General features: G+C 64.5%; 22 protein-coding genes. 16 read left to right on the forward strand and 6 right to left on the reverse strand.

Annotated features, from left to right (window positions below; genetic code table 11):
• Positions 1-43: 43 nt before the first annotated feature.
• Complete coding sequence (locus OSH12_RS11160; RefSeq protein ID WP_266343618.1) at positions 44-1,081, forward strand: LacI family DNA-binding transcriptional regulator; 1,038 nt, start codon at positions 44-46, stop codon at positions 1,079-1,081.
• Between the two features lie 24 nt (positions 1,082-1,105).
• Positions 1,106-1,882: a glutamine amidotransferase gene (locus OSH12_RS11165; RefSeq protein ID WP_266343619.1), complete on the forward strand. Its 777-nt coding sequence runs from the start codon at positions 1,106-1,108 to the stop codon at positions 1,880-1,882.
• Positions 1,883-1,886: 4 nt separating this feature from the next.
• On the opposite strand, the gene OSH12_RS11170 is transcribed toward OSH12_RS11165, so the two are convergent.
• Positions 1,887-2,591, reverse strand: a complete 705-nt coding sequence (locus OSH12_RS11170) for a GntR family transcriptional regulator (RefSeq protein ID WP_266343620.1) — start codon at positions 2,589-2,591, stop codon at positions 1,887-1,889.
• Positions 2,592-2,662: 71 nt separating this feature from the next.
• Between OSH12_RS11170 and OSH12_RS11175 the strand changes: the two genes are divergently transcribed.
• The 10 genes from OSH12_RS11175 (at position 2,663) to OSH12_RS26250 (ending at position 13,692) form a co-directional block, all read left to right on the forward strand.
• A complete protein-coding gene (locus tag OSH12_RS11175) occupies positions 2,663-3,799 on the forward strand; it encodes a mandelate racemase/muconate lactonizing enzyme family protein (protein WP_266343621.1) in 1,137 nt (378 codons plus the stop codon).
• Positions 3,800-3,869: 70 nt separating this feature from the next.
• Entirely contained in the window at positions 3,870-5,144 is a 1,275-nt protein-coding gene (locus OSH12_RS11180; RefSeq protein WP_266343622.1) for an ABC transporter substrate-binding protein, read from the forward strand.
• Between the two features lie 218 nt (positions 5,145-5,362).
• Positions 5,363-6,286: a carbohydrate ABC transporter permease gene (locus tag OSH12_RS11185; RefSeq protein ID WP_266343623.1), complete on the forward strand. Its 924-nt coding sequence runs from the start codon at positions 5,363-5,365 to the stop codon at positions 6,284-6,286.
• A 7-nt stretch (positions 6,287-6,293) separates the two neighbouring features.
• Complete coding sequence (locus OSH12_RS11190) at positions 6,294-7,127, forward strand: carbohydrate ABC transporter permease (protein WP_266343624.1); 834 nt, start codon at positions 6,294-6,296, stop codon at positions 7,125-7,127.
• A 247-nt stretch (positions 7,128-7,374) separates the two neighbouring features.
• Positions 7,375-7,704 carry an L-rhamnose mutarotase gene (locus OSH12_RS11195; RefSeq protein WP_266343625.1) on the forward strand — a complete coding sequence of 110 codons (330 nt, stop codon included), beginning with the start codon at positions 7,375-7,377 and terminating at the stop codon, positions 7,702-7,704.
• Positions 7,705-8,032: 328 nt separating this feature from the next.
• Entirely contained in the window at positions 8,033-8,287 is a 255-nt protein-coding gene (locus tag OSH12_RS11200; protein WP_266343626.1) for a hypothetical protein, read from the forward strand.
• A 36-nt stretch (positions 8,288-8,323) separates the two neighbouring features.
• Positions 8,324-11,194, forward strand: a complete 2,871-nt coding sequence (locus OSH12_RS11205) for a response regulator (protein ID WP_266343627.1) — start codon at positions 8,324-8,326, stop codon at positions 11,192-11,194.
• Positions 11,191-12,120 (forward strand): diguanylate cyclase, encoded by a 930-nt coding sequence (locus OSH12_RS11210; protein ID WP_266343628.1) that lies wholly within the window; start codon positions 11,191-11,193, stop codon positions 12,118-12,120. The genes OSH12_RS11205 and OSH12_RS11210 overlap by 4 nt, the downstream gene beginning before the upstream one ends.
• Before the next feature lie 125 nt (positions 12,121-12,245).
• Positions 12,246-12,989 carry an SDR family oxidoreductase gene (locus tag OSH12_RS11215; RefSeq protein ID WP_266343629.1) on the forward strand — a complete coding sequence of 248 codons (744 nt, stop codon included), beginning with the start codon at positions 12,246-12,248 and terminating at the stop codon, positions 12,987-12,989.
• A gap of 331 nt (positions 12,990-13,320) precedes the next feature.
• Positions 13,321-13,692, forward strand: coding sequence for a GNAT family N-acetyltransferase (locus OSH12_RS26250; protein ID WP_407660762.1), 372 nt, complete (start codon positions 13,321-13,323; stop codon positions 13,690-13,692).
• A 170-nt stretch (positions 13,693-13,862) separates the two neighbouring features.
• On the opposite strand, the gene OSH12_RS11225 is transcribed toward OSH12_RS26250, so the two are convergent.
• Genes OSH12_RS11225 through OSH12_RS11240 form a run of 4 tightly spaced genes read right to left on the reverse strand, consistent with a single transcriptional unit; the run spans position 13,863 to position 17,104 of the window.
• On the reverse strand, positions 13,863-14,828 hold the full coding sequence (locus OSH12_RS11225; RefSeq protein ID WP_266343631.1) for an alpha/beta hydrolase: 966 nt from the start codon (positions 14,826-14,828) through the stop codon (positions 13,863-13,865).
• The gene (locus OSH12_RS11230; RefSeq protein WP_266343632.1) at positions 14,815-15,462 is read right to left on the reverse strand and encodes an RraA family protein; all 648 of its coding nucleotides are present in this window, start codon (positions 15,460-15,462) and stop codon (positions 14,815-14,817) included. The genes OSH12_RS11225 and OSH12_RS11230 overlap by 14 nt, the downstream gene beginning before the upstream one ends.
• 29 nt (positions 15,463-15,491) lie before the next feature.
• A complete protein-coding gene (locus OSH12_RS11235; RefSeq protein WP_266343633.1) occupies positions 15,492-16,745 on the reverse strand; it encodes a UxaA family hydrolase in 1,254 nt (417 codons plus the stop codon).
• A complete protein-coding gene (locus tag OSH12_RS11240) occupies positions 16,742-17,104 on the reverse strand; it encodes a UxaA family hydrolase (RefSeq protein ID WP_266343634.1) in 363 nt (120 codons plus the stop codon). The genes OSH12_RS11235 and OSH12_RS11240 overlap by 4 nt, the downstream gene beginning before the upstream one ends.
• Positions 17,105-17,224: 120 nt before the next feature.
• Between OSH12_RS11240 and OSH12_RS11245 the strand changes: the two genes are divergently transcribed.
• The 4 genes from OSH12_RS11245 (at position 17,225) to OSH12_RS11260 (ending at position 21,738) form a co-directional block, all read left to right on the forward strand.
• Positions 17,225-17,905: a GntR family transcriptional regulator gene (locus OSH12_RS11245; RefSeq protein ID WP_266343635.1), complete on the forward strand. Its 681-nt coding sequence runs from the start codon at positions 17,225-17,227 to the stop codon at positions 17,903-17,905.
• Between the two features lie 124 nt (positions 17,906-18,029).
• Positions 18,030-19,046, forward strand: coding sequence for a sugar ABC transporter substrate-binding protein (locus OSH12_RS11250; protein WP_266343636.1), 1,017 nt, complete (start codon positions 18,030-18,032; stop codon positions 19,044-19,046).
• A 161-nt stretch (positions 19,047-19,207) separates the two neighbouring features.
• On the forward strand, positions 19,208-20,719 hold the full coding sequence (locus OSH12_RS11255; RefSeq protein ID WP_266343637.1) for a sugar ABC transporter ATP-binding protein: 1,512 nt from the start codon (positions 19,208-19,210) through the stop codon (positions 20,717-20,719).
• Positions 20,716-21,738 carry an ABC transporter permease gene (locus OSH12_RS11260; RefSeq protein ID WP_266343638.1) on the forward strand — a complete coding sequence of 341 codons (1,023 nt, stop codon included), beginning with the start codon at positions 20,716-20,718 and terminating at the stop codon, positions 21,736-21,738. Before OSH12_RS11255 ends, OSH12_RS11260 begins: the two co-directional genes overlap by 4 nt.
• A gap of 71 nt (positions 21,739-21,809) precedes the next feature.
• Here the strand turns inward: OSH12_RS11260 and OSH12_RS11265 are convergent, their stop codons facing one another.
• Positions 21,810-22,892 carry a hypothetical protein gene (locus tag OSH12_RS11265; RefSeq protein WP_266343639.1) on the reverse strand — a complete coding sequence of 361 codons (1,083 nt, stop codon included), beginning with the start codon at positions 22,890-22,892 and terminating at the stop codon, positions 21,810-21,812.
• Positions 22,893-22,905: the final 13 nt, after the last annotated feature.

Raw genomic sequence — 22,905 nt, forward strand, 5'->3', positions numbered from 1 at the left:
CGATCCTGGATTCAGGTTCTTCCGTCGCCGCCTAGGAGGGTTGATGGAGGACAATCGGGGCATCCCCGCGCGAAAGAATGCTACATTGAAGGATGTAGCAGAAGCGTGCGGGCTCTCGGTGGCGGCCGTATCGCGCTACTTGAACCATTCGATCAAGCTGCCGCAATCCACGACGGATCGTATCGATGCGGCGATCGCCGCCCTGAACTACAGGCCCAATCCGCATGCGCGCAGCCTCAGCCTTGGCCGCTCCGAAACGATCGGGCTGGTCGTGCCGGATATTGCAAACCCCTACTTCGCGCATCTCGCCGCCGCGGTCGAACAGGCGGCCGCCGAATACGGGCTCGGCCTCCTGCTTTGCCCTACCCTGAGCCGGACGGATCGGGAGCTCGACTATCTCGGCCGACTGTCGCGCCAACACGTCGACGGACTGCTTTTCGTCACCAACAATGGCGACGATCCGGCGCTTGCGCGCGCCTTGCTGGGCGCCAAGACAGTCGTCCTCGTCGACGACGACATTGACGGCACGACGGCGCCCACCATCATGGCCGACAGCGAACAGGGCGGCCGGCTCGCGACCGCCCTCCTGATCGAACAGGGACATCGGTCGCTCGCCTATGTCGGCGGCCCGCAGGGTCTTTCGAGCAGCCGCAGCCGGTTACGGGGCTTTCGTCGTGCCATCGCCGAATCGGGCCAGACCATTGCCATCGCCGCCGAGTTGCACGGCCCCTATTCGTCCGCTCATGGTCGGATCGCGGCAGAACAACTTCTCGCCCTCGATCCCGTGCCGACGGCCCTCTTCGCCGCCAGCGACGAAATTGCCCTGGGTGTCCTCTCCGTGTTCAAGCAACGCGGCGTGAAGGTCGGCGTCGATATCTCGGTGATCGCCTTCGACGATGTCGGCCCGCTCGAATTGTTCGATCCGCCGCTCACGGCCATCCGCCAGCCTGTGAATGCGATGGGCCGGCGCGCCGTGCAGATTGTGCTCGCCCTCATCAACGGCGAAGCTCTGCTGCCGGCAACCGAACTCCTGCCGGTCGAACTGATTATCCGCAATTCCGTCAAGCCGCCCAATCGTTGAGAGCGGCACTCCAGGGAGCGAAGTATGACTGCGAAGAAGGTGCTGCTCGTCGGCGAAAGCTGGATGTCGAGCGCCACGCACTACAAGGGATTCGACCAGTTCGGCAGCGTCACTTTCCATCTCGGCGCCGAGCCGCTGGTCAAGGCGCTGGCCGGCAGCGAATTCGAACTGACCTACATGCAGGCGCATCAGGTACCGACCGAACTGCCCCTCACGATGGAGGGCCTCAATGCCTATGACGCCATCATCCTGTCCGATATCGGCTCCAACTCGATCCTGCTGCACCCCGACGTCTGGCTGCATGGCAAGCCGATGCCGAACCGGGTCAAGCTGCTGCGCGAATGGACACGCCAGGGCGGCGGCCTGATCATGATCGGCGGCTACCTGACCTTCCAGGGCATTGACGGGCGCGGCCGTTGGGCCCGTACGGCGGTCGAAGACGCGCTGCCCGTCACCTGCCTGCCGCATGACGACCGCATCGAGGTACCGGAAGGGTTCCGCGCCGAGATCGTCGGAAATCGGGCGCATCCGCTGCTGGCCGGTCTTGAGGGCGAATGGCCCCTCCTCCTCGGCGCCAACGAGGTGAAGCTGCGCGACCGTCCGGATGTCGAGCTCCTGGCTCGCCTACCCGATTCGGAGGGCGGCCATCCGTTGCTGGTTGCCGGCGAATACGGCGAAGGCCGCAGCGTCGCCTGGACGTCCGACATCGGCCCGCATTGGCTGCCCAACAGTTTTGTCGAATGGCCGGGCTATGCCCGCCTTTGGAAGAACGTGCTTGGTTGGGTGACGAAGGCCAGCTGAGACCTCAAAAAATCCCAAGGGTCCGCTGCAGCGCGTTGGAAAAATGCGTCTGCAGCGCGACTTCGGCGGCGTCCGCGTCGCGGGCCTTGCAGGCCTCCAGCAGGACCAAGTGCTCGTGCAGCGTGCGCAGCACGATCCGCGTCGTCAGCGTGCGGTCGAGCCGGATCAGCTGCAGATAATTGTGGACGCGGCGATAGGTCGAATCGACCAGCACATTGCCAAGCGCGCTGATGATCTCGAAATGCAGCGCCGCGTCGATGGCGACCATTTCCGGCGCGATGACCGGGGTGAAGCCGGTGCTTTCCAGCGCTGCGATGGCTCGATTGTGCCGTTCGATCAGACCGTCGAGCAGTTCAAACGACGCCGTCTCGGCAAACACCCGTACAGCCGGCCGCTCCAGAATGGCGCGGAATTGATAGGTGTTCCGCGCGAATTCGAAATCCGCCTTCATGAAGCGGATGCCCGAGCGTGGATGGATCGTCAGCAATCCCTCCGTCTGCAACACGCGCAGCGCATCGCGTAGCGGCGCCACCGGCACACCGATCAATTTTACCAATTCGCTCTGCGACAGGAAGGCCCCGGCCGGCAGTTCGCGACCGAACAGCCGGTCGAGGATGCGCTCATAGGCCAGTTCGCTCAACGATACGGTGGTGCTGTCGGCGTCGCGCTCGGCCAGCACATCCTGGGCCCCGGCGTCTTGCGGCGTCATCTGATCTGATCTATCAGATTGCTTACGTGACATATCAACACTCACTTTTGATCGATTAGGCGACTCATAGCATGCGCATCGTGGATTTCCGAATTGTCCGTTTTCAGTTCGCCCGCGACCGGGTCATCGGCGATAGCCAGGTCCGCATCGCGCATGCGCATGTGGCGACGGTGGAACTGATCGCCGATAATGGCCTGGTCGGCCTCGGCTTCGTCGCCTCGCTGTTCAATCCGCTGCCGTCGCAGGCCGAGATCGAGCGCATTTTCCGCGCCGAGATCTGGCCCGGGCTGGAAGGCCAGGAGCCGGCGGCGCTGGTGCACAAGGTCCGTCGCCCGCGCGGTGGCAACATCCGTGGCGCGTCACTCCCCTTCGGCGAGGGCATCGATCAGGCGCTCTGGGACCTGACCGCCAAGGACCTGAAGATGCCGCTCTGGAAGCTGCTCGGCGGCACCAAGAGCCGCGTGAAAGCCTATGCCAGCGGCCTCGACTTCCACCTCTCCGACGAGGACTTCTGCGCCCTGTTCGATCACGCGACGTCGGTCGGCTACAAATCCTTCAAGATCAAGGTCGGCCACCCGGACATCGAGCGCGACCTGCACCGGCTCGACCTGCTGGTGAAGACGGTGGGCAAGCCGGAAGCGATCATGATCGACGCCAATGAGGGCTGGTCGCCGCAGCAGACCGTCCGCAACATGAACAAGATCAAGGATGCCGGCTTCGACATCCTCTGGATCGAGGATCCTTGCCTGCGTTACGATTTCGAAGGCCTGAAGATGATCCGGGCCGGCTGCCCGTTCACGCTGGTCAATTCGGGCGAATATTTCGACGCCCATGGCAAGCGCCAGCTCATCGAGGCGCGCGGTACCGACATGATCAACGTGCACGGCTTCGTCTCGGAAGTGATGCGCATCGGTTGGCTGGCCGCCGAGCATGGCATTCCGGTCAGCCTCGGCAACTCGTTCCTCGAGATCGGCGTCAACATGGCAATCGCCCTGCCCGAGGTCGAATGGCTCGAATACTCGTTCCAGAATTTCGACCATCTGGTCGAACAGCCTTTCGAGATCCGCGACGGCTGGATCCACGCGCATGACCGCGCCGGCCACGGGCTGGTGCTTTCGGAGAGCGCGCGCAACGACTGGGCCGTACCGAATGTCGTGGCAAATGAGGATTTGCCGGCCGGCCCGATCAATACGCGCCTGCCGCACTGAGTTTTGAGGGACCCACGGTCGCGCTCGCCGGCCGTGGGTGGGGAGAGATCTGCGAGGGAGGAGACAAGAGATGAAGACGACGAACAGGATTCTGCGCGCCGGCACGATGCTCGCCACCGCGCTTGTCATGACGCTCGGCGTGGCGGCATCCGCCAAGGCCGATACCACCTTGACCGTCTGGGACTGGAAGTCGGGCGATCCGACGACGACGCCCTATTACGACAAGGTGAAGGCCGATTTCGAGGCCGCACATCCGGGCGTCACGGTGAAGTTCGTCATGCAGCCGCATGACCAGTATTACACCCTGCTCGGCACGGCGATCGCCGCCAGCCAGGGACCGGATGTCGTGCTGGTGCATGGCGGTTCGCAGGCGAAGGAACGCATCCCGGCATTCTCCAAGCTCGACGACAAGGTCGCCGACCTCAAGGCGCGCGTCGCCGGCTGGGATGAATTCGCCGGCGCCGATGGCAGCGTCTATGCCGTGCCGATCTCGATCCAGGGCCTTGCCGTCTATTACAACAAGGAACTCTACAAGAAGGCTGGCCTCGATCCGGAAGTGACGCCCAAGACCTGGGCCGAACTGGACGCGATCTGCGCCAAGCTGAAGGCTGCCGGCACGACCTGCTTCGCGCTCGGCAACAAGGAAGGCTATGGCGCCGACTTCTTCTACTCGGCCGCCGCCGCCAACGCGCTGACAGCAGAGCAGCAGGCTGCCTGGACCACCGGCGACCTGAAATGGTCGAGCCCGGAGATCAAGGCAATCGTCCAGAAGTGGGTCGATACCCAGAAGGACGGCTGGTATGCGGAAGGCGCCAATTCGACCGCCAAGTTCATGGACGAATACCAGAGCTTCGAACGCTCCGAGAACGCCAACACGATCGGCCTGCTTTCGGACGTGGCGCACTGGAAGGAATTCGACGAGTTCCTTGAGCCGCAGAATGTCGGCGTCTATGTCCTGCCGCCGGTTTCGGGCGGTGACGGCAAGCTGCGCATGCCGCTCGCCGGCGGCATCGGCTATGCCGTGACCAAGTTCTCGCCGAATCAGGACCTCGCTGCCGAACTCGCCAAGAGCTTCGCCGCGACGCCTGCCATGCAGGTATTCTTCGAGTCCGCCGGCGCGGTTCCCTCGGATACGGCCGTCGACACGTCGAAGGTCGAAAGCCCCTCGGCCAAGGTCGTTCTGGGTTCGCTCTCGGACGGTGCGCCGCTGCTGCACAACAACACGTCCACGGCAGAGACCGAGGAATGGCATCGCCAGAGCCAGATGCTCTTCACCGGCGAGACCACCGTCGACAAGGCCGTCGCCCGCCTCGACGAAGTCCAGGCCCAGGCAAAGAAGAAGTAGTCACGCTTCTGATATCGCTCCGCCTGCGCGCCACTGCGCCGTCATCCCGGGCTTGCCCCGGGATCCATGCAGCCCCGGCCTCCGGGATTGCGGCTGCATGGATCCCCGCCTTCGCGGGGATGACGGAGCCTGGTTGTCCCGGCGAGCCAAACGACGTTCCGGACGGCAGCAGACGATCGCCCGGAGCCTCTCCCTTTTTGATGACCAGAGGCCCTCGAATGACCGAAACCGTGATCGCCAAGGACAGCAAGAGCGCCGCCACGCCGCGCCGAAAGTCCGGCGGCCATAATGCCGAGCGCCTCGCCTATCTGTTTGTGCTGCCGGCGCTGGCTTTGGTGGTGGTGTTCCGCATCATCCCGCTTATCTGGGGCCTCGGCTATTCCTTCACCGATTATGACGGCATGTCGCAGCCGCGCTTTGTCGGGTTCGATAATTACATCGGCATCGCGCATGACCCTGTCTTCCTCGACAGCCTGGTCAACATGCTGATCCTGCTGGCGACGCTGCCGATCTGGATCGGACTTCCGCTGGTACTGGCCATCCTGATCCATCAGGGCGTGCCGGGCGGCAAGATTTTCCGCGCCGTCTACTTTTTCCCGGCCGTGCTCTCCTCCGTGATCGTCGGCGCCATCTTCAACGTGCTGCTGCGCTATGACGGCTCGTTCAACCTGTTCCTGAAGGCGATGGGCTTTTCCGCCGTCGATTGGCTCGGAAATTCATCCACCGCGCTGTTCAGCCTGATCGCCGTGCAACTCTGGTCGACCTTCGGCATGAGCCTGCTGATCTTCATCGCCGGCCTCTCGACCGTCTCGTCCGAAATGCTGGAAGCCGCCAAGCTCGACGGCGCGAAGCTGCTGCAGATGTGGTGGCACATCGTCATCCCGTCGATCCGGCCGATCATCGAATTCGCCGCCGTCGTCACGACGATCGGCATGCTGACCTCGATGTTCGGGCTGATCTACGTGCTGACCGCCGGCGGCCCCGGCACCTCGACCATCCTGCCGGAATTTCTCATCTGGCTTGAGCAGGGCAAGATGAACCGCCCCGGCTATGCAAGCGCGATCTCGATGGTGCTGTTCCTGATGATGGCGGGCCTGGCCGCGATCCAGATCCGCATCATGTCCCGCAACGCCGACATCTGAGGGCGTCATGGCAGAAGTTCAAACCCGCGAAAAGCGCATCCTGCGGATCCTCTCGATCCCGATGGCGCTGCTCGCCCTCTCCGCGATCTACCCTGTCTTCTTCGCCATCAACGCGGCGCTGAAAACGCGAAAGGGCTATGTGCTCGACCGGTTCGGCATCACCACCGATCCGACCTTCGCCAATTTTTCGCAAGCCTGGAACCAGTCTCGGCTCTCCGAGTACTTTTACAATTCGGTCGTCGTCACGGTCGGCGCGGTGCTGGTGCTGCTGGTCGTCGCCTCGATGGCGGGTTTCGCGCTCGCCATCCTGCGCTTCCGCGGCCGCAAGATCATCTTCATCACCATCCTGGTATCGCTGATGATCCCGGTGCAGGTCGTGCTGGTGCCCTTCTACCGCACGATGATCGGCCTCAACCTGATCGACAGCCGACCCGGCCTGATCATTGCCTACACAGCATTTTTCCTGCCGTTCAGCGTCTATCTGATGACCGCCTTCTATGCCCGGCTGCCGCGCGAATTGTTCGAGGCGGCGCAGATCGACGGCGCCAACCTGCTCAAGGTCTGGTGGCACATCATGCTGCCAATGGGGAAGCCGGCGCTGGTGACACTCGGCATTCTCAACACGCTCTATTGCTGGAACGACGTGCTGATCTCGCTGCTCGTGCTGCAGGACCAGCGAACGCTGATGGTCGGCATCGCCGCGCTGCGGGGCGAGTACACCACCAACGTGCCGCTGTTGGCGGCGGGCATTTGCCTTGCCGCTGCCCCGATCGTCATCCTCTACGTTATCTTCCAGCGCCAGATCGTCAACGGCATCGCCGTGGGCGCCGTGAAGGGGTAGCTCCTTCCCGAACCCTCCCTTTGAGGGAGGGTTCGGACACCCTTGCGGTTCTTGGGAGCGGACTTTGGTAACGCGTTGGCTGCCTTTCTCCGCGCCCTCGCCGTCATCCCGGGCGGAGCGCAGCGGAGACCCGGGACCCATTCAGCAGGGTTTCCGGGAGCTTTCACTCAAGCCTCCTGCTGAATGGATCCCCGCCTTCGCGGGGATGACGGCAGAGGTTGGAACCCACCAAACGCAGGATTTGAAAATGCAGCGCATGGGCATGGTGATCGGCGTCAAGCCGGAGGCGGTCGCGGAATACAAGCGCCTGCATGCGACCGGCTCGGCCGAGGTCAATGCGCTGCTCTCGGCCTGCGGCGTGAAGAACTATTCGATCTATCTGCGCGAGCCGGAGAACCTGCTGTTCGGCTATTGGGAATATCACGGCGCCGATTGGCCGGCCGATGCTGCCCGTCTCGACACCGAGCCGGCGATAAAGGCCTGGCTCGGCCAGACCAGTCCCTGCCAGAATCCCCTCGCCTCGGCCAAGCCCGGCGAGTGGTGGTCGATTATGGAAGAGGTATTCCACCTGGACTGATACGGCCCTGTCCCAGGCGTGGAACGGACGGACGCCAACCGGACACATCGATAAATCACCCGGGTTTCAGATTTGAATCCCGAACAGAATCCATGATTGACGCGGCTCTCGACGGTCCTGCCATCTCGAGGCGACCAAATATTGGGCCGTACAGCCCGGCGCGACCGTTTACGCGCTTGATAACGCCCGTTGAACCGGGCTTTATGCCTTCTTCGCGGTGGGGCAATCGCGGGGGCATTCGATTCCGGACAATGCAATCGATCCATCGGTCGAACGTGGGAGTTGGCGGGACATTGTTCCGGCCGGCCTGCTTTTAATCGTCAGTGTCGTGGCGATCTTCGTCGGCTCCATGACGGCGGATGCCGGAGCGGAGGAAGTCGCCGTCGTGGCGCCGCTCTGGCTGAACGCTTCGGAGACGGCCGAGATCGTGGCACGCTCCGGCGGCAGCATCGTCGCGAGCGGAGGGCTGACCAACGTGATCATCGCCCAATCGGACAATCCGGACTTCATCTCCGCTCTCTATCGCTCTGGCGCGTGGCTCGTGCTCGACGCCGTCAAGCTGCGCGGTTGCTTCTCCGTCTGAGCGCCGCGCCCAGAATTATTTTCAAGGAATTCCCCCATGGGCGAACTCGGCAGGCTGCGACGCAATTTCGGACTTTTTCTGGTCGTCCTGACCTGGATCCATGTGCCGTTCATCGCGCTGGTCGCGTGGTGGATCGATCGTGGCATCGTCGCGCCGACTCTGCTGGCGATTCTGCTGGCCCTGGCGATGCAGGTGTCCTGGACGCTGCGCGGCCCGGCGCCGGTGACGCGCTATGTTTCGGCCGTCGCGCTGATGGGGCAGCCGGCGCTGCTGGTCTACATGTTCGCGGGCCATCCGTGGCAGATGGACATGCACATGTACTTCTTCGCCACGTTGGCCCTCGTCATCGGCTGGTGCGATTGGCGGCCCGTCGTCGTCGCCGCCGTCGCGGTCGCCGCGCATCACCTGATGCTCAATTTCGTCTTCCCCTACGCCGTGTTCCCGCTTGGCGCCGATTTGCCCCGCGTCTATCTGCACGCCTCGATCGTGGCGTTCCAGACCATCGTGCTGGTCTGGCTCAGCCAGACGCTCGCCGCGAGTTTCCGCCGCATCAAGACGATGAGCGACGAGATCGTGCTCGCCAATGAGACGCTGGAGCAGAAGGTCGCCGACCGCACGCGCGAGGCCAATGCCGCGAACATCGCCAAGAGCCTGTTCCTGGCTAATATGAGCCACGAGATCCGCACGCCGATGAATGCCATACTCGGCTTCAGCCATCTGGCGCTGCGTACCGGGCTGCTGCCGAAGCAGGCGGATTATGTCAGCAAGATCAAGGCGGCCAGCACGGCGCTGCTGACGCTAATCAATGACATTCTCGACTTCTCGAAAGTCGAAGCCGGCATGCTCTCGCTCGAGAACACGCACTTCAAGATCCGCGAGACCATCGAGAACGCGACGGCCATCTCGGCCGTCAAGGCGGCCGAAAAGGGCGTCGACGTCCGCATCAACATCGATGACAACGTGCCGACGACCCTGCTCGGCGACGCGCTGCGGCTGAACCAGATCATCCTCAATCTCGTCTCCAATGCGGTGAAATTCACGGACCGGGGCGGCGTGATCCTGACGATCCGCACGCAGGAGAAGATCGACAAGAAGCTCACCCTGGAGGTGTCTATCCGCGATACCGGCATCGGCATGACGCCCGAGCAGCAGCAGATGCTGTTCCGCTCGTTCAGCCAGGCCGACAACTCCATGACCCGCAAGTTCGGCGGCACTGGCCTCGGCCTTGCGATCAGCAAGCAGTTGGTCGAGCTGATGGGTGGCACGATCCGCGTCGAGAGCGCTGCCGGCGCCGGCAGCACGTTCATCTTCACCGTGCGGATGGAAGAAGGCGACGCGCTGATGCTGGCCGAGGCGGCCGATGTCGAGAAGCTGCGGGGGATCCGTGTGCTGATTGCCGACGACAATCCCGCGTCGCGCGAGATCCTGCATTCGGTTTTCGAAAGCTGGTCGGTGCAGGCCGATCTCGTCGCCTCCGGCACAGAGGCAATCGCGCTGCTCGAAGATGCGCAGGCGCGCGGCGTCACCTATGATCTGATGCTGATCGACTGGAAGATGCCCGGCATGGACGGCATCGAGTCGGTCGAAGCGATGCGCAACAGCGAGACGCTGACCAGCCTGCCGACCATCATGATGGTCAGCGCCTATGCGCGCGAAGAGGCCATGGACAGCGCCAGCGAGGCGGGCATCTCGGCCTTCCTCGTCAAGCCGGTCGATACCGCGATCCTCCTGGCCGAGGTAACGCAACTCGTCGGCCGGGCGGCAGGACAGGCACGCGCCGATGTCGCGGCGGTTCAGGCCGTTCCCATGGTCGCGCCGGAATTGCGGGGCTCACGCATCCTTCTCGTCGAAGACAACGAGATCAATCGCGAGGTCGCCTTCGAGATCCTCAGCGATGGCGGCCTGATCGTCGAACTGGCCGAGAATGGCCGCATCGCCTGCGAAATGGTGCTCGATTCCAGCCAAACCTATGACGCCGTGCTGATGGACGTGCAGATGCCGGAGATGGACGGCATCGAGGCGACGAAGCGCATCCGCCTGACGATCGCAGCCGACAGGCTCCCGATCATCGCCATGACGGCGCACGCCTATGAGCAGGAGCGCCAGAACTGCCTTCAGGCCGGCATGAACGACCACGTCGCCAAGCCGGTCGATCCGGAACTTCTGATGCGGACGCTGGATCGCTGGGTGAAGCCGCGCAGATCGGAAGAAGCGGCATCGCCAGTCGCTGCAGAGGCTTCGGCTGCACCGGTGGCGCCGGTTGCCATTGCGGTGATCGACCTGCCGGCGGAACTGTTGCCCTTCGACCTGGAGACGGCGCTCGTTCGCGTCAACGGCAAGAAGGCGCTTCTACGCAAGCTGATCGTTACGTTCGCCACCAACTATCGCGGCGTGATCGCCACGCTGCGATCCGAGATAGACGCGGGCGCGGTCGACGACGCAAGGCGATTGGCGCATTCGCTGAAGGGCGTTTCCGGCTCGCTGGAATTGCGCAAGGTGGCCGAAGCATCAAGGCAACTGGAAGACGCGCTGGCACATCGCGAGTTGGCGAACATCGACGAACTTGTCGACCGTCTCGATTTAGCCCTTCGGCCGGCCCTAGCCGCGGCTCGCACGCTGCTGCCGGCCGAGGACACCCCCGCCATTGCACCGGCGGCAAGCCTCGACGCGTCGGCCCGCAGCGAAGCTGCGCGCCTTCTCGACGAGCTTCGCCAGCAACTGACGAAACGGAGCATGCGCGCCCGCAAAACATTCGAAACGCTCGAAGCCACGCTCAAGGGCACACCGGAAGCGAGCCATCTGGCCGAGATCCGCGACCCGATCAGCCGGCTGGACTTCAGCAATGCCCTTGCGAACCTGGACGCCATCCAGGAGCACTTCGTCGAGATCAGGGAATTAGAGAATTGAACAAGCGTCCATCGATCCTCATCGTCGATGACGAAGTCAGCAATATCGAGATCCTGAGCGCGGTGCTTGAGGAGGATCACGATATCTACTTCGCCACCTCCGGTACCGAAGCTCTCGAGATTGCACGCACGACGCTGCCGGACCTGATCCTGCTCGACGTGCTGATGCCGGGTATCGACGGCTATGAGGTCTGCGCCGCGATCAAGGCAGATCCACTGATTGCCGACGTGCCGGTCATCTTCACCACCGCGCTCGGCGACCAGGAAGCCGAGGTGAAGGGGCTTATGCTCGGCGCCATCGATTACATCACCAAGCCCATCCTGCCGATCGTCGTGCGGGCCCGCGTGCGCAACCACCTCGACATGAAGCGGATGCGCGACGAACTGGCCGAGATGGCCGTCACCGATGCGCTCACCGGCCTGGGCAACCGCCGCCGGCTGGAGAAGTCCCTGAACCAGGAGACGGCACGCCTGTCGCGCACCGGCGGCCAACTCTCGGTCATCATCCTCGACATCGACTTCTTCAAGAAGTTCAACGATCTCTATGGCCACACGGCCGGCGACCGCTGCCTGACCATGGTGGCGGCGGCGCTCAACCGCGCCGTGCACCACGCCAGCGACGTGACCATCCGCTATGGCGGCGAGGAGTTCGCCTGCGTCCTGCCCGAGATCGATCATCTCGAGGCGATGGAAATCGCGCTCGGCATCCGCGACCGCGTCCAGGCGCTCGGCATCCCGCATTCCGGCTCGGAGGCGTCGCCTTTCGTCTCCGTCAGCCTCGGCGTCGCCACCGCGCCCTGCCTGCCCGGCAGCCAGCCGGAAGCCTGGATCAAGGCGGCCGACAAACAGCTCTATGTCGCCAAGGCCGCTGGCCGCAACCTGGTAGAGGGCATCATTTTCGAGGCGACCGAGTCCTTGCCGACCTGAGAGCCGGCTAAACTTAGCCGGCAATCGTGCCGCCTCCCCCAGAAGTGGGAAGACAATGCCGACGGCCTGTGCTTCGATCGGGCTAGCCCGCATCGAATCCCAGAGACGGGCGTCATTTCGGGAGGATGATTGTGGGAGTAATACTCGTCACGGGCGCGTCGCGCGGGCTTGGTGCTGCGATCGCAAGGGGACTGGGCGCCGCCGGCTGGACGGTCGCCGTCAATTTCGCACATGACGATATCGGCGCCGGCAGTGTTGTCGACGCCATTACCAGCGCCGGCGGCAGCGCGTCCGCCTTCAAGTTCGATGTAACCGACAAGGCCAGTGTTCGGCACGGCATCGCCGAGATTGACCGCCAGATTGGCCCCGTCGACGCCATCGTCAACAACGCCACGGGTCCGCAACCGCTGATCCCGATCGAGGAGCAGACCTGGGACGATCATCTCGACCAGCTCCGCTTCTTCGTCAAAGCGCCCCTCCTCCTGCTTCAGGCGGCCCTTCCCGACTGGCGCTCCCGCCGTGCCGGCCGCGTCATCAATATCGGCTCGGAAGTGGTCGACATGGGCAATCCGATCTTCGGCCACTACGTCGCGGCGAAGGCGGCGATGGTCGGACTAACGCGTTCCTGGGCGCGCGAACTGGGGCCGGACGGCATCACCGTCAATCTGGTGGCGCCGGGTTTCATCCCCGTCGAGCGCCATGCCGATACGACAATGGATGAGTTGGAAGAATACCGACGTCTCGTGCCACTCGGCCATCAGGGCGTGCCGGAGGATATTGCCGGCATCGTCACCTTCCTCGCCTCGCCGGCCGCCGATTTCATCACCGGCCAGACCTTTGCCGTGAATGGCGGACGAACGCTGGCCTGATCCATCGCCATCGTCATGACGGCCGGGGAGACATTTCCCGGCCGTTTTTGTTTCCGCGACCGGAGCCGCAATGTCCGCCCTGACCCGCCAGGACTTTCGCCTTCGCCAAGCTGACCTCGCCGACATGCCGGCCGTGTACCGGGTCTGCCTGCGGACCGGCAATGCCGGCCAGGACGCCAGCGCGCACGAAGACGATCCTGACGCGCTCGGCCACATGTTCATTGGGCCCTATCTGGTTCTGGAGCCGAAATTCGCCTTCGTGCTGGAGGGGCCGAACGGCGTCGCCGGCTATGTCATGGGTGCACTCGACACGCCGGATTTTTATCGCCGTATGGAACGCGACTGGCTGGCGAAGATTCGCACCCGCGTGAAAAACCCGGGCGACGACGAAAGCCACTGGACCGGCAGCGACTGGGTCCGTCGGCTGATCCACCGGCCGCCCTACCTCTACCCTCCGGCGCTTCACCCCTATCCGTCACACGGGCATGTCGATTTCCTGCCCGAGGCGCGCGGCCTCGGCTGGGGCAGGCGCGGCTTCGAGCACCTTATGCAGGCGCTATCCGACGCCGGTTCGCCCGGCATGCATCTCGACGTAAGCCCCCATAATCACTCGGCTATAGCCTTCTACGAGAAGCTCGGCTTCGCCCCGGTCAACTCGGACGAATTGCCACCCGGCGGCCTGACGATGGCGCGGCGGTTTTAGGGACCGGGTGCGCGCCCTTCCTTCACCTCTCCCTGAGGGAGAGGTCGACGCACGCGGTGCGGCGGGTGAGGGTTTACGGCCTCACCCGGATGGTTCCCTAACCCCTCACCCGGAGCTTCGCTCCGACCTCTCCCTCAGGGAGAGGTGAGCAAGCACTGCGACATGCGAAATCACCCCAGCGACTTCATCCAGTCGGCGACCGCCTCATAGGTGGCGAGTGTCGCCGGCGGCGGGTTGGGCGCTCCGATGAAGCCGTGATTGACGCCTTCGACATGCAGATAGCTCGTCTCCACGCCGGCCGACTTCAGCCGCGCGGCGAACAGCGCGCCATCCTCGGCCAGCACATCATAGGCAGCCGTGATGACCAGCGTCGGCGGGAATCCGGCGAGATCAGCAAGCTCCGCTGTCAGCGGCGAGCAACGCGGATCGTTCCAGTCGGCCGGATCGGGCGCATAGAGATTACGGAACCAGATCATGTCGGCCTCGGACAGGCCAACGGAGCCATCGCCAAACGCCTCATAAGAGACGCCCGCCCCGATCGCCGTCATGTCCGTGACGGGATAGAAGGCGATCAGGCCGGCCAGTTCGGGCCCACGGCCGTCGCGACCGGAAAGGATGGCGGCGATCGCCAGCGTCGCCCCGGCACTGTCGCCGGCGATGAAGATGCGATCCGGATCGACGCCGAGCGACGGCGCCCGCTTCACGAGGTCGAGCAAGGCGGCAAAGGCATCGTTCGCTCCCGCCGGGAATGGCGCTTCCGGCGCCAGCCGGTAGTTCACCGAGACAACCAGCGCGCCGGTCTCGTTGACGAGGCGGCGCGCGTTGCGGTCATGCGTGTTGAAGCTGCCGAGAACGAAACCGCCGCCATGCAGATAGACGATGAGCGGCGGCTTCTCCGTGCCAATCTCAGGCCGGTAGAGCTTCGCCGCCAGCGGTCCCTCGGCCCCCGCGACGGTGATTTCCTCCGTGCCGGCGACCTCCGGCTGTCCGCTGGCATTCGCCTGCGTCTCCTCGAACAGCGGCTTGGCGGACGCCGGGCCGATATCGGGGAAGGCCGGTCTAGCCTGGCGCGCCTTGACCCCCTCGACGAGGATCGGGTGCAGCGGCTCGACAGTCGAAAGATCAGAATTTGCCATGCTTCAGATAAGCCTGTTGGGGATCGGTGCCGGCGAGGATCGCCTTGCGGACGAGATTTTCCGTCGAGATCGCAGTCTCGGCCCGCTCGACGACTTCGGCAAGATGCTCGGCCGGAATACGGATCAGTCCGTCGCGGTCGCCGAGGAAATAGTCGCCTGGCCGGATGTCGATGCCGCCGATGACGATCGGCACATCGGTCGCCACCGGCAGCCAGTGCCCGACGATATCACGCGGCGTGAAACCCCGGCACCAGGTCTGGAAGCCCATTTCGAGCAGGAAATTGGTGTCGCGGATGAAGCCGTCGACGATTGCCCCGCGCACGCCCTTGTTCTTCAACGTCTCGGCCGACAGCTCGCCCATATGCGCGACGATGCGGTCGTTCGGCTGCGATACCCAGATCGAACCGGCCGGCGCCTTGGAGAGCAGGCCGGTCCAGGCGAGCAGCGTCTCGTGGCCGTCCGCGTCCGGATCGGCACGGCCCTCGATGGTGAAGGCAGGCCCGGCAAGCGCGCGCTCCGGCATGATCGGGCGCATCTCGGCTGGCATCGTGAAATCGCGCAGCCCCATGGCGCGCATCACGTCATGCACGGCGCCGGTGTAGCAGGCCTCCAGCCTAGCGGTCAGATCGGTCAAAACATCCTCCCCGATGTCTATTCTCTATGTCAGACCGGCAGGCAGGCCGGGCCGATCGGCTCGAAGCTCTTGTAGCCGAGCACGAATTCCTGATGGGCCAGTTCCTCCGATTTCGTGCGTTTCCCCCGCGCGAGATCGACGACAAGATCATGGATCTCGCGGCCGACTTCGTCGAGGCTGGCGCGGCCCTCGATAATGCGGCCGGCATCGACATCCATGTCGTCCTCCATCCGGCGAAACGTCTCCGGATTGGCGCAGATCTTCACCACAGGCGAGATTGCCGACCCCACCACCGAGCCGCGCCCGGTGACGAACAGCACGGCATGGCTGCCGCAGGCGATCAGTTCGGCGATTTCGGCATTGTCGTTGATGTTCGGGAAGCCGAAGCGCACCTCGCCGTCGGGCACGACGTCGAGCAGGTACAGCCCGCCATGCGGTGGCACGTCGCCCGGCTTGATCAGTCCGGAGATCGGCGACGCGCCGGATTTGGCATATGCGCCCATCGACTTCTCCTCGATGGTGGTCAGCCCACCCTCGGCATTGCCGGCGGCGAACGAGCCATAGCCGAGCGTCGCGTAGTAGCGCGCCGCCTTGGCGACCGAGGCCTCCAGGATTTCGCCTAGTTCCGGAGTCACGGCGCGGGCCGCCATGATGTGCTCGCAGCCGATCAGCTCGCCGGTTTCCTCGAAGATGCAGGCGGCCCCCTCCTCGACGAACTGGTCGAAGGCGCGGCCGGCGGCGGGGTTGCCCGAAATACCGGACGTGCCGTCCGACCCGCCGCAGACGGTGCCGATGATCAGTTCGCTCGGCTGCATCGGCACAGTCGGCGCCTCGTCCAGCAGCGCGCGCTGTTCGGCGACGAAGGCCCTGCCCTCGGCCATCGACTTGCGCGTGCCTCCGGTTGCCTGGATGACGATGGTCTTCACAGGCCGGCCGCTGTCGCGCACCTTCTTTTCCAGCGCGTATTTGTTGAAGCTCTCGCAGCCGAGCGAGATCAGCAGCACCGCGCCGACATTCGGATGCGTACAGAGGCGCTCCATCATCGTCTCGGCATAGGGGTTCGGATAGCAGCCCGGAAAGCCGATGACATGCACGTCGTGTTCGCGGAACGGGATCGCGATCTCGCGCGCCACGTGGTGGGCGCACTCGACGAGATAGGCGACGACGACCGTGTTGCGGATACCCTTGCGCCCGTCGCTGCGCAGCCAGCCGCGCATCGTTTCAGTCAGCTGCAGCCCTTGAGGAACGGCAGTGGTGGTGCCCGTGGCAATGGCCATGCTCATGTCCGTGCCTCCGGCTTTTCCGCGTCCATCAGATGATAGGTGGGCGTGTAGTCGCTTCTAACGTTGTGGACGTGCACGGGTGTGCCGATGGCGATTGCTTCCGTCGCCGTGCCGATCGGAGCGCCATACTTCACGATCTTCTCGCCGGCCGCGATCGCACGCCGTGCCAGCTTGTGGCCGAGCGGCAGGTCAGCGGCGAGCGTCGCGTCGATCCCTTCGACGAGGATGGTCTCGCCCGCCCGGATCCGCATCCGCGCGACCAGCACGTTGTCCCCCTCGAAGAGAAGAAGCAACCGGCCATCGGTGCTGGTCGGCGGCGGCGCAAGGTCAGGAGAAAGGTCACGCGAAGGGTTCGGCATGGCGATCTGGCTCTGCTCAAAAGTCCCGGCTCTCCTTAACGCTGCTAGCCCATCGTCCGTCCAAAAGAAACAAAAAATTTTTTATTGCGCGCCGAGTAAATCCGAGCCTATCGTTGCGGCATGCCCAAGCTGAAGCGCGCCACACTTGCAGAACAGGCCTATGAGGAGTTGCGGAGCCAGATCGTCTCCGGACGCCTGCCGGCCGGCCAGCGCCTGCTTGCCGAACAGCTTGCCGGCGAACTCCTGATCAGCCAGACGCCGGTCAAGGAAGCGATCGCCATGCTGGAGCGCGACGGCTTGGTCGAGGGCACGGCGCGCCGCGCTTCCCTCGTCCGCCGCTTCACGCCCGCTGCCATCGACGAAATCTTCGAGGCGCGGATGCTGGTCGAGCTCGACGCCATCGCCAAGGGCATCGCTGCCGGCCGCGCCACCCCCGCCTTTGTCGCCAAGCTCCGCGCGGTGTTCGAAGCGCACATGGTGGCGGTCTACAAGCAGAGCGACGAGGCGCTGGTCGATGCGATCCGCCTCGACCGCGAATTCCACGAGCTGATTGTCCAGCTCGGCGCCAATGACACGATCGCCGCCTGGCATCGGGTCATCCAGCGCCAGACCCAGACGATCCGCAATTTCACGCTGAAGAGCTACACCTCCGAACGGACGCGGCAGGAGCATTCCGCGATCGTCGAGGCCGTGGCGGATGGCGATTCCGAACAGGCTGTCTCGGCGCTCAAGGCCCATCTGGCCGCGAGCCGCGACGCCATGATATCGCGCGCACCGGAGGATTTTCCGGTCCGCGCCTGAGGCGGACGACAGCCAAGGTAAAGCGCGATGTCGGAGGAGGACGTCGCCGCGGAAACGACAAACCGGAAAAACCGGACGCTCCGCGGCACGGGACTGCGTGACTGAACCCGTGGGAGGAAACCACATGAAGATGCTGAAGAAGACCGCCCCGATTCTGGGCGCGGCAATGCTGGCGACCATGCTCGGCGCCGGTGCGGCCAAGGCCGAAGGCGAGAAGGTTGCCGTCGATCTGACGACGCTGACCTCGCCGTTCTGGACCTCGTACAACAAGTATATCGTCGAGGAAGCGAAGAAGCAGGGCGTCGATCTGCTCGAGCCCTTCAACTCCGAATTCGATACCGCCAAGCAGATCACCGGCGTGCAGAACGCCCTGTCGCTCGGCGCCAAGGGCATCATCTTCTCGCCGTTCGAATCCGCCGCCGCCGGCTCCGTGCTGAAGGCCGCCGAGAAGGCCGGCGCCAAGGTCGTAGCCGTCGACGTCGCGCCGGATTCCGGCCCGGTGGCGATCGTCGTGCGCGCCAACAACCTCGCCTATGGCGAGAAGGCCTGCAAATTCATCGGCGACAACGTCAAGGAAGGCCCCGTCGTCCAGATCATGGGCGACCAGGCCTCGATCAACGGACGCGATCGCGGCAATGGTTTCCGCGAGTGCATCACCAAGAACTATCCGAACCTGAAGCTGCTCGAGATCCCGACCAAGGCCTGGTCGGGTGAAGACGCCGCCGCCGGTCTCGATGCGCTGCTCAACGCGCAGCCGGACCTGAAGGCGATCTACATGCATGCTGGCGGCGTGTTCCTCGCCCCCACCCTGCAGACGCTGAAGCGCAAGAATCTGCTGAAGCCGGCCGGCACCGAAGGCCATATCGTCATCGTCTCGAATGACGGCATCCCGCAGGAATTCGACGCCATCCGCAAGGGTGAGATCGACGCCACGGTTTCGCAGCCTGCCGATCTCTATGCCAAGTACGGCATCCAGTATCTGAAGGAAGCCATGGCCGGAAAGACCTTCGCGGCCGGCCCGACCGACCACGACAGCACCATTCTCGAAGTGCGTCCCGGCGTGCTGGAAGACCAGCTCTCCGCGCCGCTCGTCACCAAGGAAAACGTCGACGACAAGAGCTTCTGGGGCAACCAGCTCTAAGCGATCGATTTCGGGAAGGCCCGCGCTTTCCACATGAAATCAAGCGCTTGGCGCGAGGTGTTATATGGCCTGATCCGCGCCGGTGGCGCGGGTCAGGCTCTCCCGAACTCCGGAGACCCCGATGCAGATTCCTTCTCTTCTCGATCCCGGGCGGGGGCACCATGCAGCCGCCTGACACCACCATCCCGATCGTCGAGGCCCGCGGCGTCTCCAAGCGCTATGGCCCGACAACCGCGCTGCACGAGGCGCATATCAAGGTTTTCGCCGGCGAGTCGCACGCGCTGGTCGGCCGCAACGGCGCCGGCAAGTCGACGCTGGTCGGCATCCTGACTGGCCTGCGCGCCCCGGATTCCGGCCAGGTGCTGTTCTCCGGCGTTCCGGCCCCCGCCATCTCCGACCGCGAAGGCTGGCGCAAGCATGTCGCCTGCGTCTACCAGCATTCGACGATCATTCCCGACCTGACGGTCGCGGAAAACCTCTTCATCAACCGCCACCCGACCGAGCGTGGCTTCATAAGCTGGTCGACGCTGCGCCGTCGCGCCCGCGAGGTGCTCGACCAGTGGGGCGTCAACGTCTCGGAAGACGCCCGTGCCGGCGATCTCCGCATCGAGGCGCGCCAGTTGGTCGAGATCGCCCGCGCGCTTTCCTATGGCGCCCGTTTCATCATCCTCGACGAGCCGACGGCGCAACTGGACGGCGACGAGATCAAGCGCCTGTTTATCCGCATCCGCGAGTTGCAGGCGGCCGGCGTCACCTTCCTGTTTATCTCGCACCACCTTCAGGAGGTCTACGAGATCTGCCAGGCGGTGACGGTGCTGCGCGACGCGCGCCATATCATCACCGCCCCCGTCGCCGACCTGCCGAAGGACCGGCTGATCGAAGCGATGACCGGCGAGCACGTCCATCTCGGCGTCTCGGACGCCGCCAGCCGGACGGTGCCGGAAGGCGCCGCCGTGGCCCTCGAGATCGACGGTGTTTCCGGCGACGACTTCCAGGATGTGAGCTTCAACATCCGTCGCGGCGAGGTCGTCGGCCTCTCCGGCCCGACCGGCGGCGGGCGCATAGGCCTCGCCGAAGCGGTTGCCGGCCTCTCGCCCTATACCGGCGGCACCATCCGCATCGACCGGAAGCCGCTCCCGTCCGGCGACGTCACGGCAGCGCTCGCGCTCGGCGTCGGCTGCGTGCCGAAGAGCCGGCACGACCAGGGCCTGGTGCTGTCGCAATCGGTCGCCGACAACGCGATCATGACAGTGAACCGCCATCTCGGCCCCATCGGCTTCATCGCGCCGAAACGCCGGGCGGAACTGACCAACCGGACGATCTCCTCGCTCGGAATCGTCACCCAGGGACCCGACCAGCTGGTCTCCGGCCTCTCCGGCGGCAACCAGCAGAAGGTCGTGATGGGCCGGGCGCTGGCCAACAACCCGTCCGTCCTGGTGCTGATGGATCCGACCGCCGGCGTCGACGTGAAGTCGAAGGAAGCGCTCCTGACGGTCATCGAGCGGATGCGGCAGGAGGGCAAGGCCATCCTCGTTGTCAGCAGCGAGATCGAGGATCTGAGAACCTGTGACCGGGTGCTGGTGATGCAGCACGGATCGGTCGTCGCGGAACACAAGGCAGGCTGGAGCGACAACGCGCTCGTCGCCTCCATCGAAGGGATCGAGCTCGCATGAACACGCAACCCACAGCCACGACGGCGGCGATCGGGGCCGGCGCCAAACCCGCGCAACGCCGGCCGATGATCCGCCTGCATGATCTCGCGCTGCTGCCGGCGCTGCTGATCCTGATCGTGATCGGCGCGTTCATCAGCCCGGCCTTCCTGACCCAGGGCAACGTCAACACCATCCTCACCTCCTCCGCCGCCCTGGCGCTGGTGGTGCTGGCGGAATCGCTGATCATCATCACCGGCAAGTTCGATCTCTCGCTCGAATCGACGGCCGGCTTCGCGCCGGCGATCGGCGCGCTGCTCGTGCTGCCAATCGCCAATAACGGCTTCGGCATTGAGCTGCCGACCTTTGTCGGCATCCTGATCGTCATCGGCGTCGGCGCGCTGATCGGCCTGATCAACGGCATCCTCGTCGTCCGCTTCACGCTGAACGCCTTCATCGTGACGCTCGCCATGCTGATCATCCTGCGCGGCATGCTGGTCGGCGCCACCAGCGGGCGAACCCTGTTCGACCTGCCGGACGCCTTCTATGCGCTGATGATCATCACCTTCCTCGGCCTGCCGCTGGCGGTCTGGCTGGCGGCGCTGGCCTTCATCGTCGCCGGCATCGTGCTGCGTTATCATCGGCTCGGTCGCGCTCTCTATGCGATCGGCGGCAATCCGGAGGCGGCGCGCGCCGCCGGTATCCGGGTCGAGCGCATCACCACCGGCGTTTACATCCTGGCCGGAATGCTGGCGGCGGTCGGCGGGCTGGTGATCACCGGCTATGTCGGCGCCATCAGCGCCAACCAGGGCAATGGCATGATCTTCACCGTCTTCGCGGCGGCGGTGATCGGCGGCATTTCGCTCGATGGCGGGCGCGGCACGATGTTCGGCGCGCTGACCGGCGTGCTGCTGCTCGGCGTCGTGCAGAACCTGCTGACGCTGGCGCAGGTCCCCTCGTTCTGGATCCAGGCCATCTACGGCGCCATCATCCTGGGCGCGCTGATGATCGCCCGCATGGCTTCCGGCAAGGCGCAGACCTGATCTCCTAGCGACAAAGCAAAAGCCGCCGCATCGAAGGATGCGGCGGCTTTTCTGTTTGTGTCGAAGGCCGACTAGATCCGGCGAGCCATCTTGCAGAGCTGCACCAGGTCGCCGTCATAGGAGAGCGGGTTGCGGAGGATGGTCGGGCACTTGTTGCGCATTGCCTGACGATCCGCTCCGCTCAGGCTGCTATCGGAGACCGAGGTCGGACCGTCGGGATTGCCGGCGCCGGGGTTGCCCGGATTGCCGGGTCCGCCAGGATTACCCGGACCGCCGGGGCCTCCAGGCCCACCAGGACCGCGCGTGCCACTACCGCACGAGCCGCCAACGCTCAGGCAGAGATTGAGCAGCTTGCCCGGCTGGAGCAGCGCAAGCCGCGTATCCAGCAGGCCGAGGATCTGGCTACGGTCACCATTGCCGCAACCGGAACCACCTCCCGCATTCAGGCAAACCTTGGCCAGGTCCTTCTTCGAAAGAACGGCTGCCTTGGCGTTGATGCCGCCGATCAGGTTCGACTTCACCCTGGCGTTGGCGAGGCCCTTCTTGCTCAGGACGTTCGCCGTAACCTGCGTGCCATTCCTTGCACTGGCCTTGCCGCCGCAGCTTGCGCCGACATTGACGCAGACATTGGCCAGCTCATCCTTCGAAAGCAGCTTGAGGCGGGCATCGACCAGCTTGATCACCTGGTCCCGCTGACCGCCGCAGCCGGCCTGTCCGCCGACACCGAGGCAGAGACGGACCAGTTCGCGCTTCGAGAGAACATCGACACGAGCGTCGATGCCGGAGAGCAGCGTCGATCTGGGAGCGCTCCGCAAGGTCGAGGCCGTTGCACCGCTCGAATTGGTACCGGTGACGGCACTGCCAACGCTGCCAACCGTGTTTCCAACGGCGCCTGTCACGCCGTTGACGGTGCCACCGACTGTGGTGCCGACACCGGACACCGTCCCGCCAAGGGCGCTGCCGGTATTCGATACGGTGTTGCCAAGGCCGCCGCCCACGGCGCCGCCAACCGCGCCAGTAACGCCCGAGACCGTGCTTCCGACGGCGCCTGTGACACCGCTGACGACACCGCCGAGTCCGCCGGCGTAGGCCGGCATCAGCATGGTTCCCATCAGCAAGGCTGCCGATGTGGCCGCGATTCGAATTCCGATCATGAAGCCCTCCATT

The organism is Kaistia terrae (genome assembly GCF_026344005.1).
In the GTDB taxonomy this organism is placed as follows: Bacteria; Pseudomonadota; Alphaproteobacteria; order Rhizobiales; family Kaistiaceae; genus Kaistia; species Kaistia terrae.

Bases quoted from the DNA above. Each gene is read 5' to 3' on its own strand.
- OSH12_RS11185 (WP_266343623.1), top strand. From the start codon at position 5,363: ATGACCGAAACCGTGATCGCCAAGGACAGCAAGAGCGCCGCCACGCCG.
- OSH12_RS11165 (WP_266343619.1), top strand. From the start codon at position 1,106: ATGACTGCGAAGAAGGTGCTGCTCGTCGGCGAAAGCTGGATGTCGAGC.
- OSH12_RS11175 (WP_266343621.1), top strand. From the start codon at position 2,663: ATGCGCATCGTGGATTTCCGAATTGTCCGTTTTCAGTTCGCCCGCGAC.
- OSH12_RS11195 (WP_266343625.1), top strand. From the start codon at position 7,375: ATGCAGCGCATGGGCATGGTGATCGGCGTCAAGCCGGAGGCGGTCGCG.
- OSH12_RS11265 (WP_266343639.1), bottom strand. From the start codon at position 22,892: ATGATCGGAATTCGAATCGCGGCCACATCGGCAGCCTTGCTGATGGGA.
- OSH12_RS11205 (WP_266343627.1), top strand. From the start codon at position 8,324: ATGGGCGAACTCGGCAGGCTGCGACGCAATTTCGGACTTTTTCTGGTC.
- OSH12_RS11225 (WP_266343631.1), bottom strand. From the start codon at position 14,828: ATGGCAAATTCTGATCTTTCGACTGTCGAGCCGCTGCACCCGATCCTC.
- OSH12_RS11180 (WP_266343622.1), top strand. From the start codon at position 3,870: ATGAAGACGACGAACAGGATTCTGCGCGCCGGCACGATGCTCGCCACC.
- OSH12_RS11170 (WP_266343620.1), bottom strand. From the start codon at position 2,591: ATGACGCCGCAAGACGCCGGGGCCCAGGATGTGCTGGCCGAGCGCGAC.
- OSH12_RS11160 (WP_266343618.1), top strand. From the start codon at position 44: ATGGAGGACAATCGGGGCATCCCCGCGCGAAAGAATGCTACATTGAAG.
- OSH12_RS11235 (WP_266343633.1), bottom strand. From the start codon at position 16,745: ATGAGCATGGCCATTGCCACGGGCACCACCACTGCCGTTCCTCAAGGG.
- OSH12_RS11255 (WP_266343637.1), top strand. From the start codon at position 19,208: ATGCAGCCGCCTGACACCACCATCCCGATCGTCGAGGCCCGCGGCGTC.
- OSH12_RS26250 (WP_407660762.1), top strand. From the start codon at position 13,321: ATGGAACGCGACTGGCTGGCGAAGATTCGCACCCGCGTGAAAAACCCG.
- OSH12_RS11215 (WP_266343629.1), top strand. From the start codon at position 12,246: ATGATTGTGGGAGTAATACTCGTCACGGGCGCGTCGCGCGGGCTTGGT.
- OSH12_RS11190 (WP_266343624.1), top strand. From the start codon at position 6,294: ATGGCAGAAGTTCAAACCCGCGAAAAGCGCATCCTGCGGATCCTCTCG.
- OSH12_RS11260 (WP_266343638.1), top strand. From the start codon at position 20,716: ATGAACACGCAACCCACAGCCACGACGGCGGCGATCGGGGCCGGCGCC.
- OSH12_RS11240 (WP_266343634.1), bottom strand. From the start codon at position 17,104: ATGCCGAACCCTTCGCGTGACCTTTCTCCTGACCTTGCGCCGCCGCCG.
- OSH12_RS11250 (WP_266343636.1), top strand. From the start codon at position 18,030: ATGAAGATGCTGAAGAAGACCGCCCCGATTCTGGGCGCGGCAATGCTG.
- OSH12_RS11245 (WP_266343635.1), top strand. From the start codon at position 17,225: ATGCCCAAGCTGAAGCGCGCCACACTTGCAGAACAGGCCTATGAGGAG.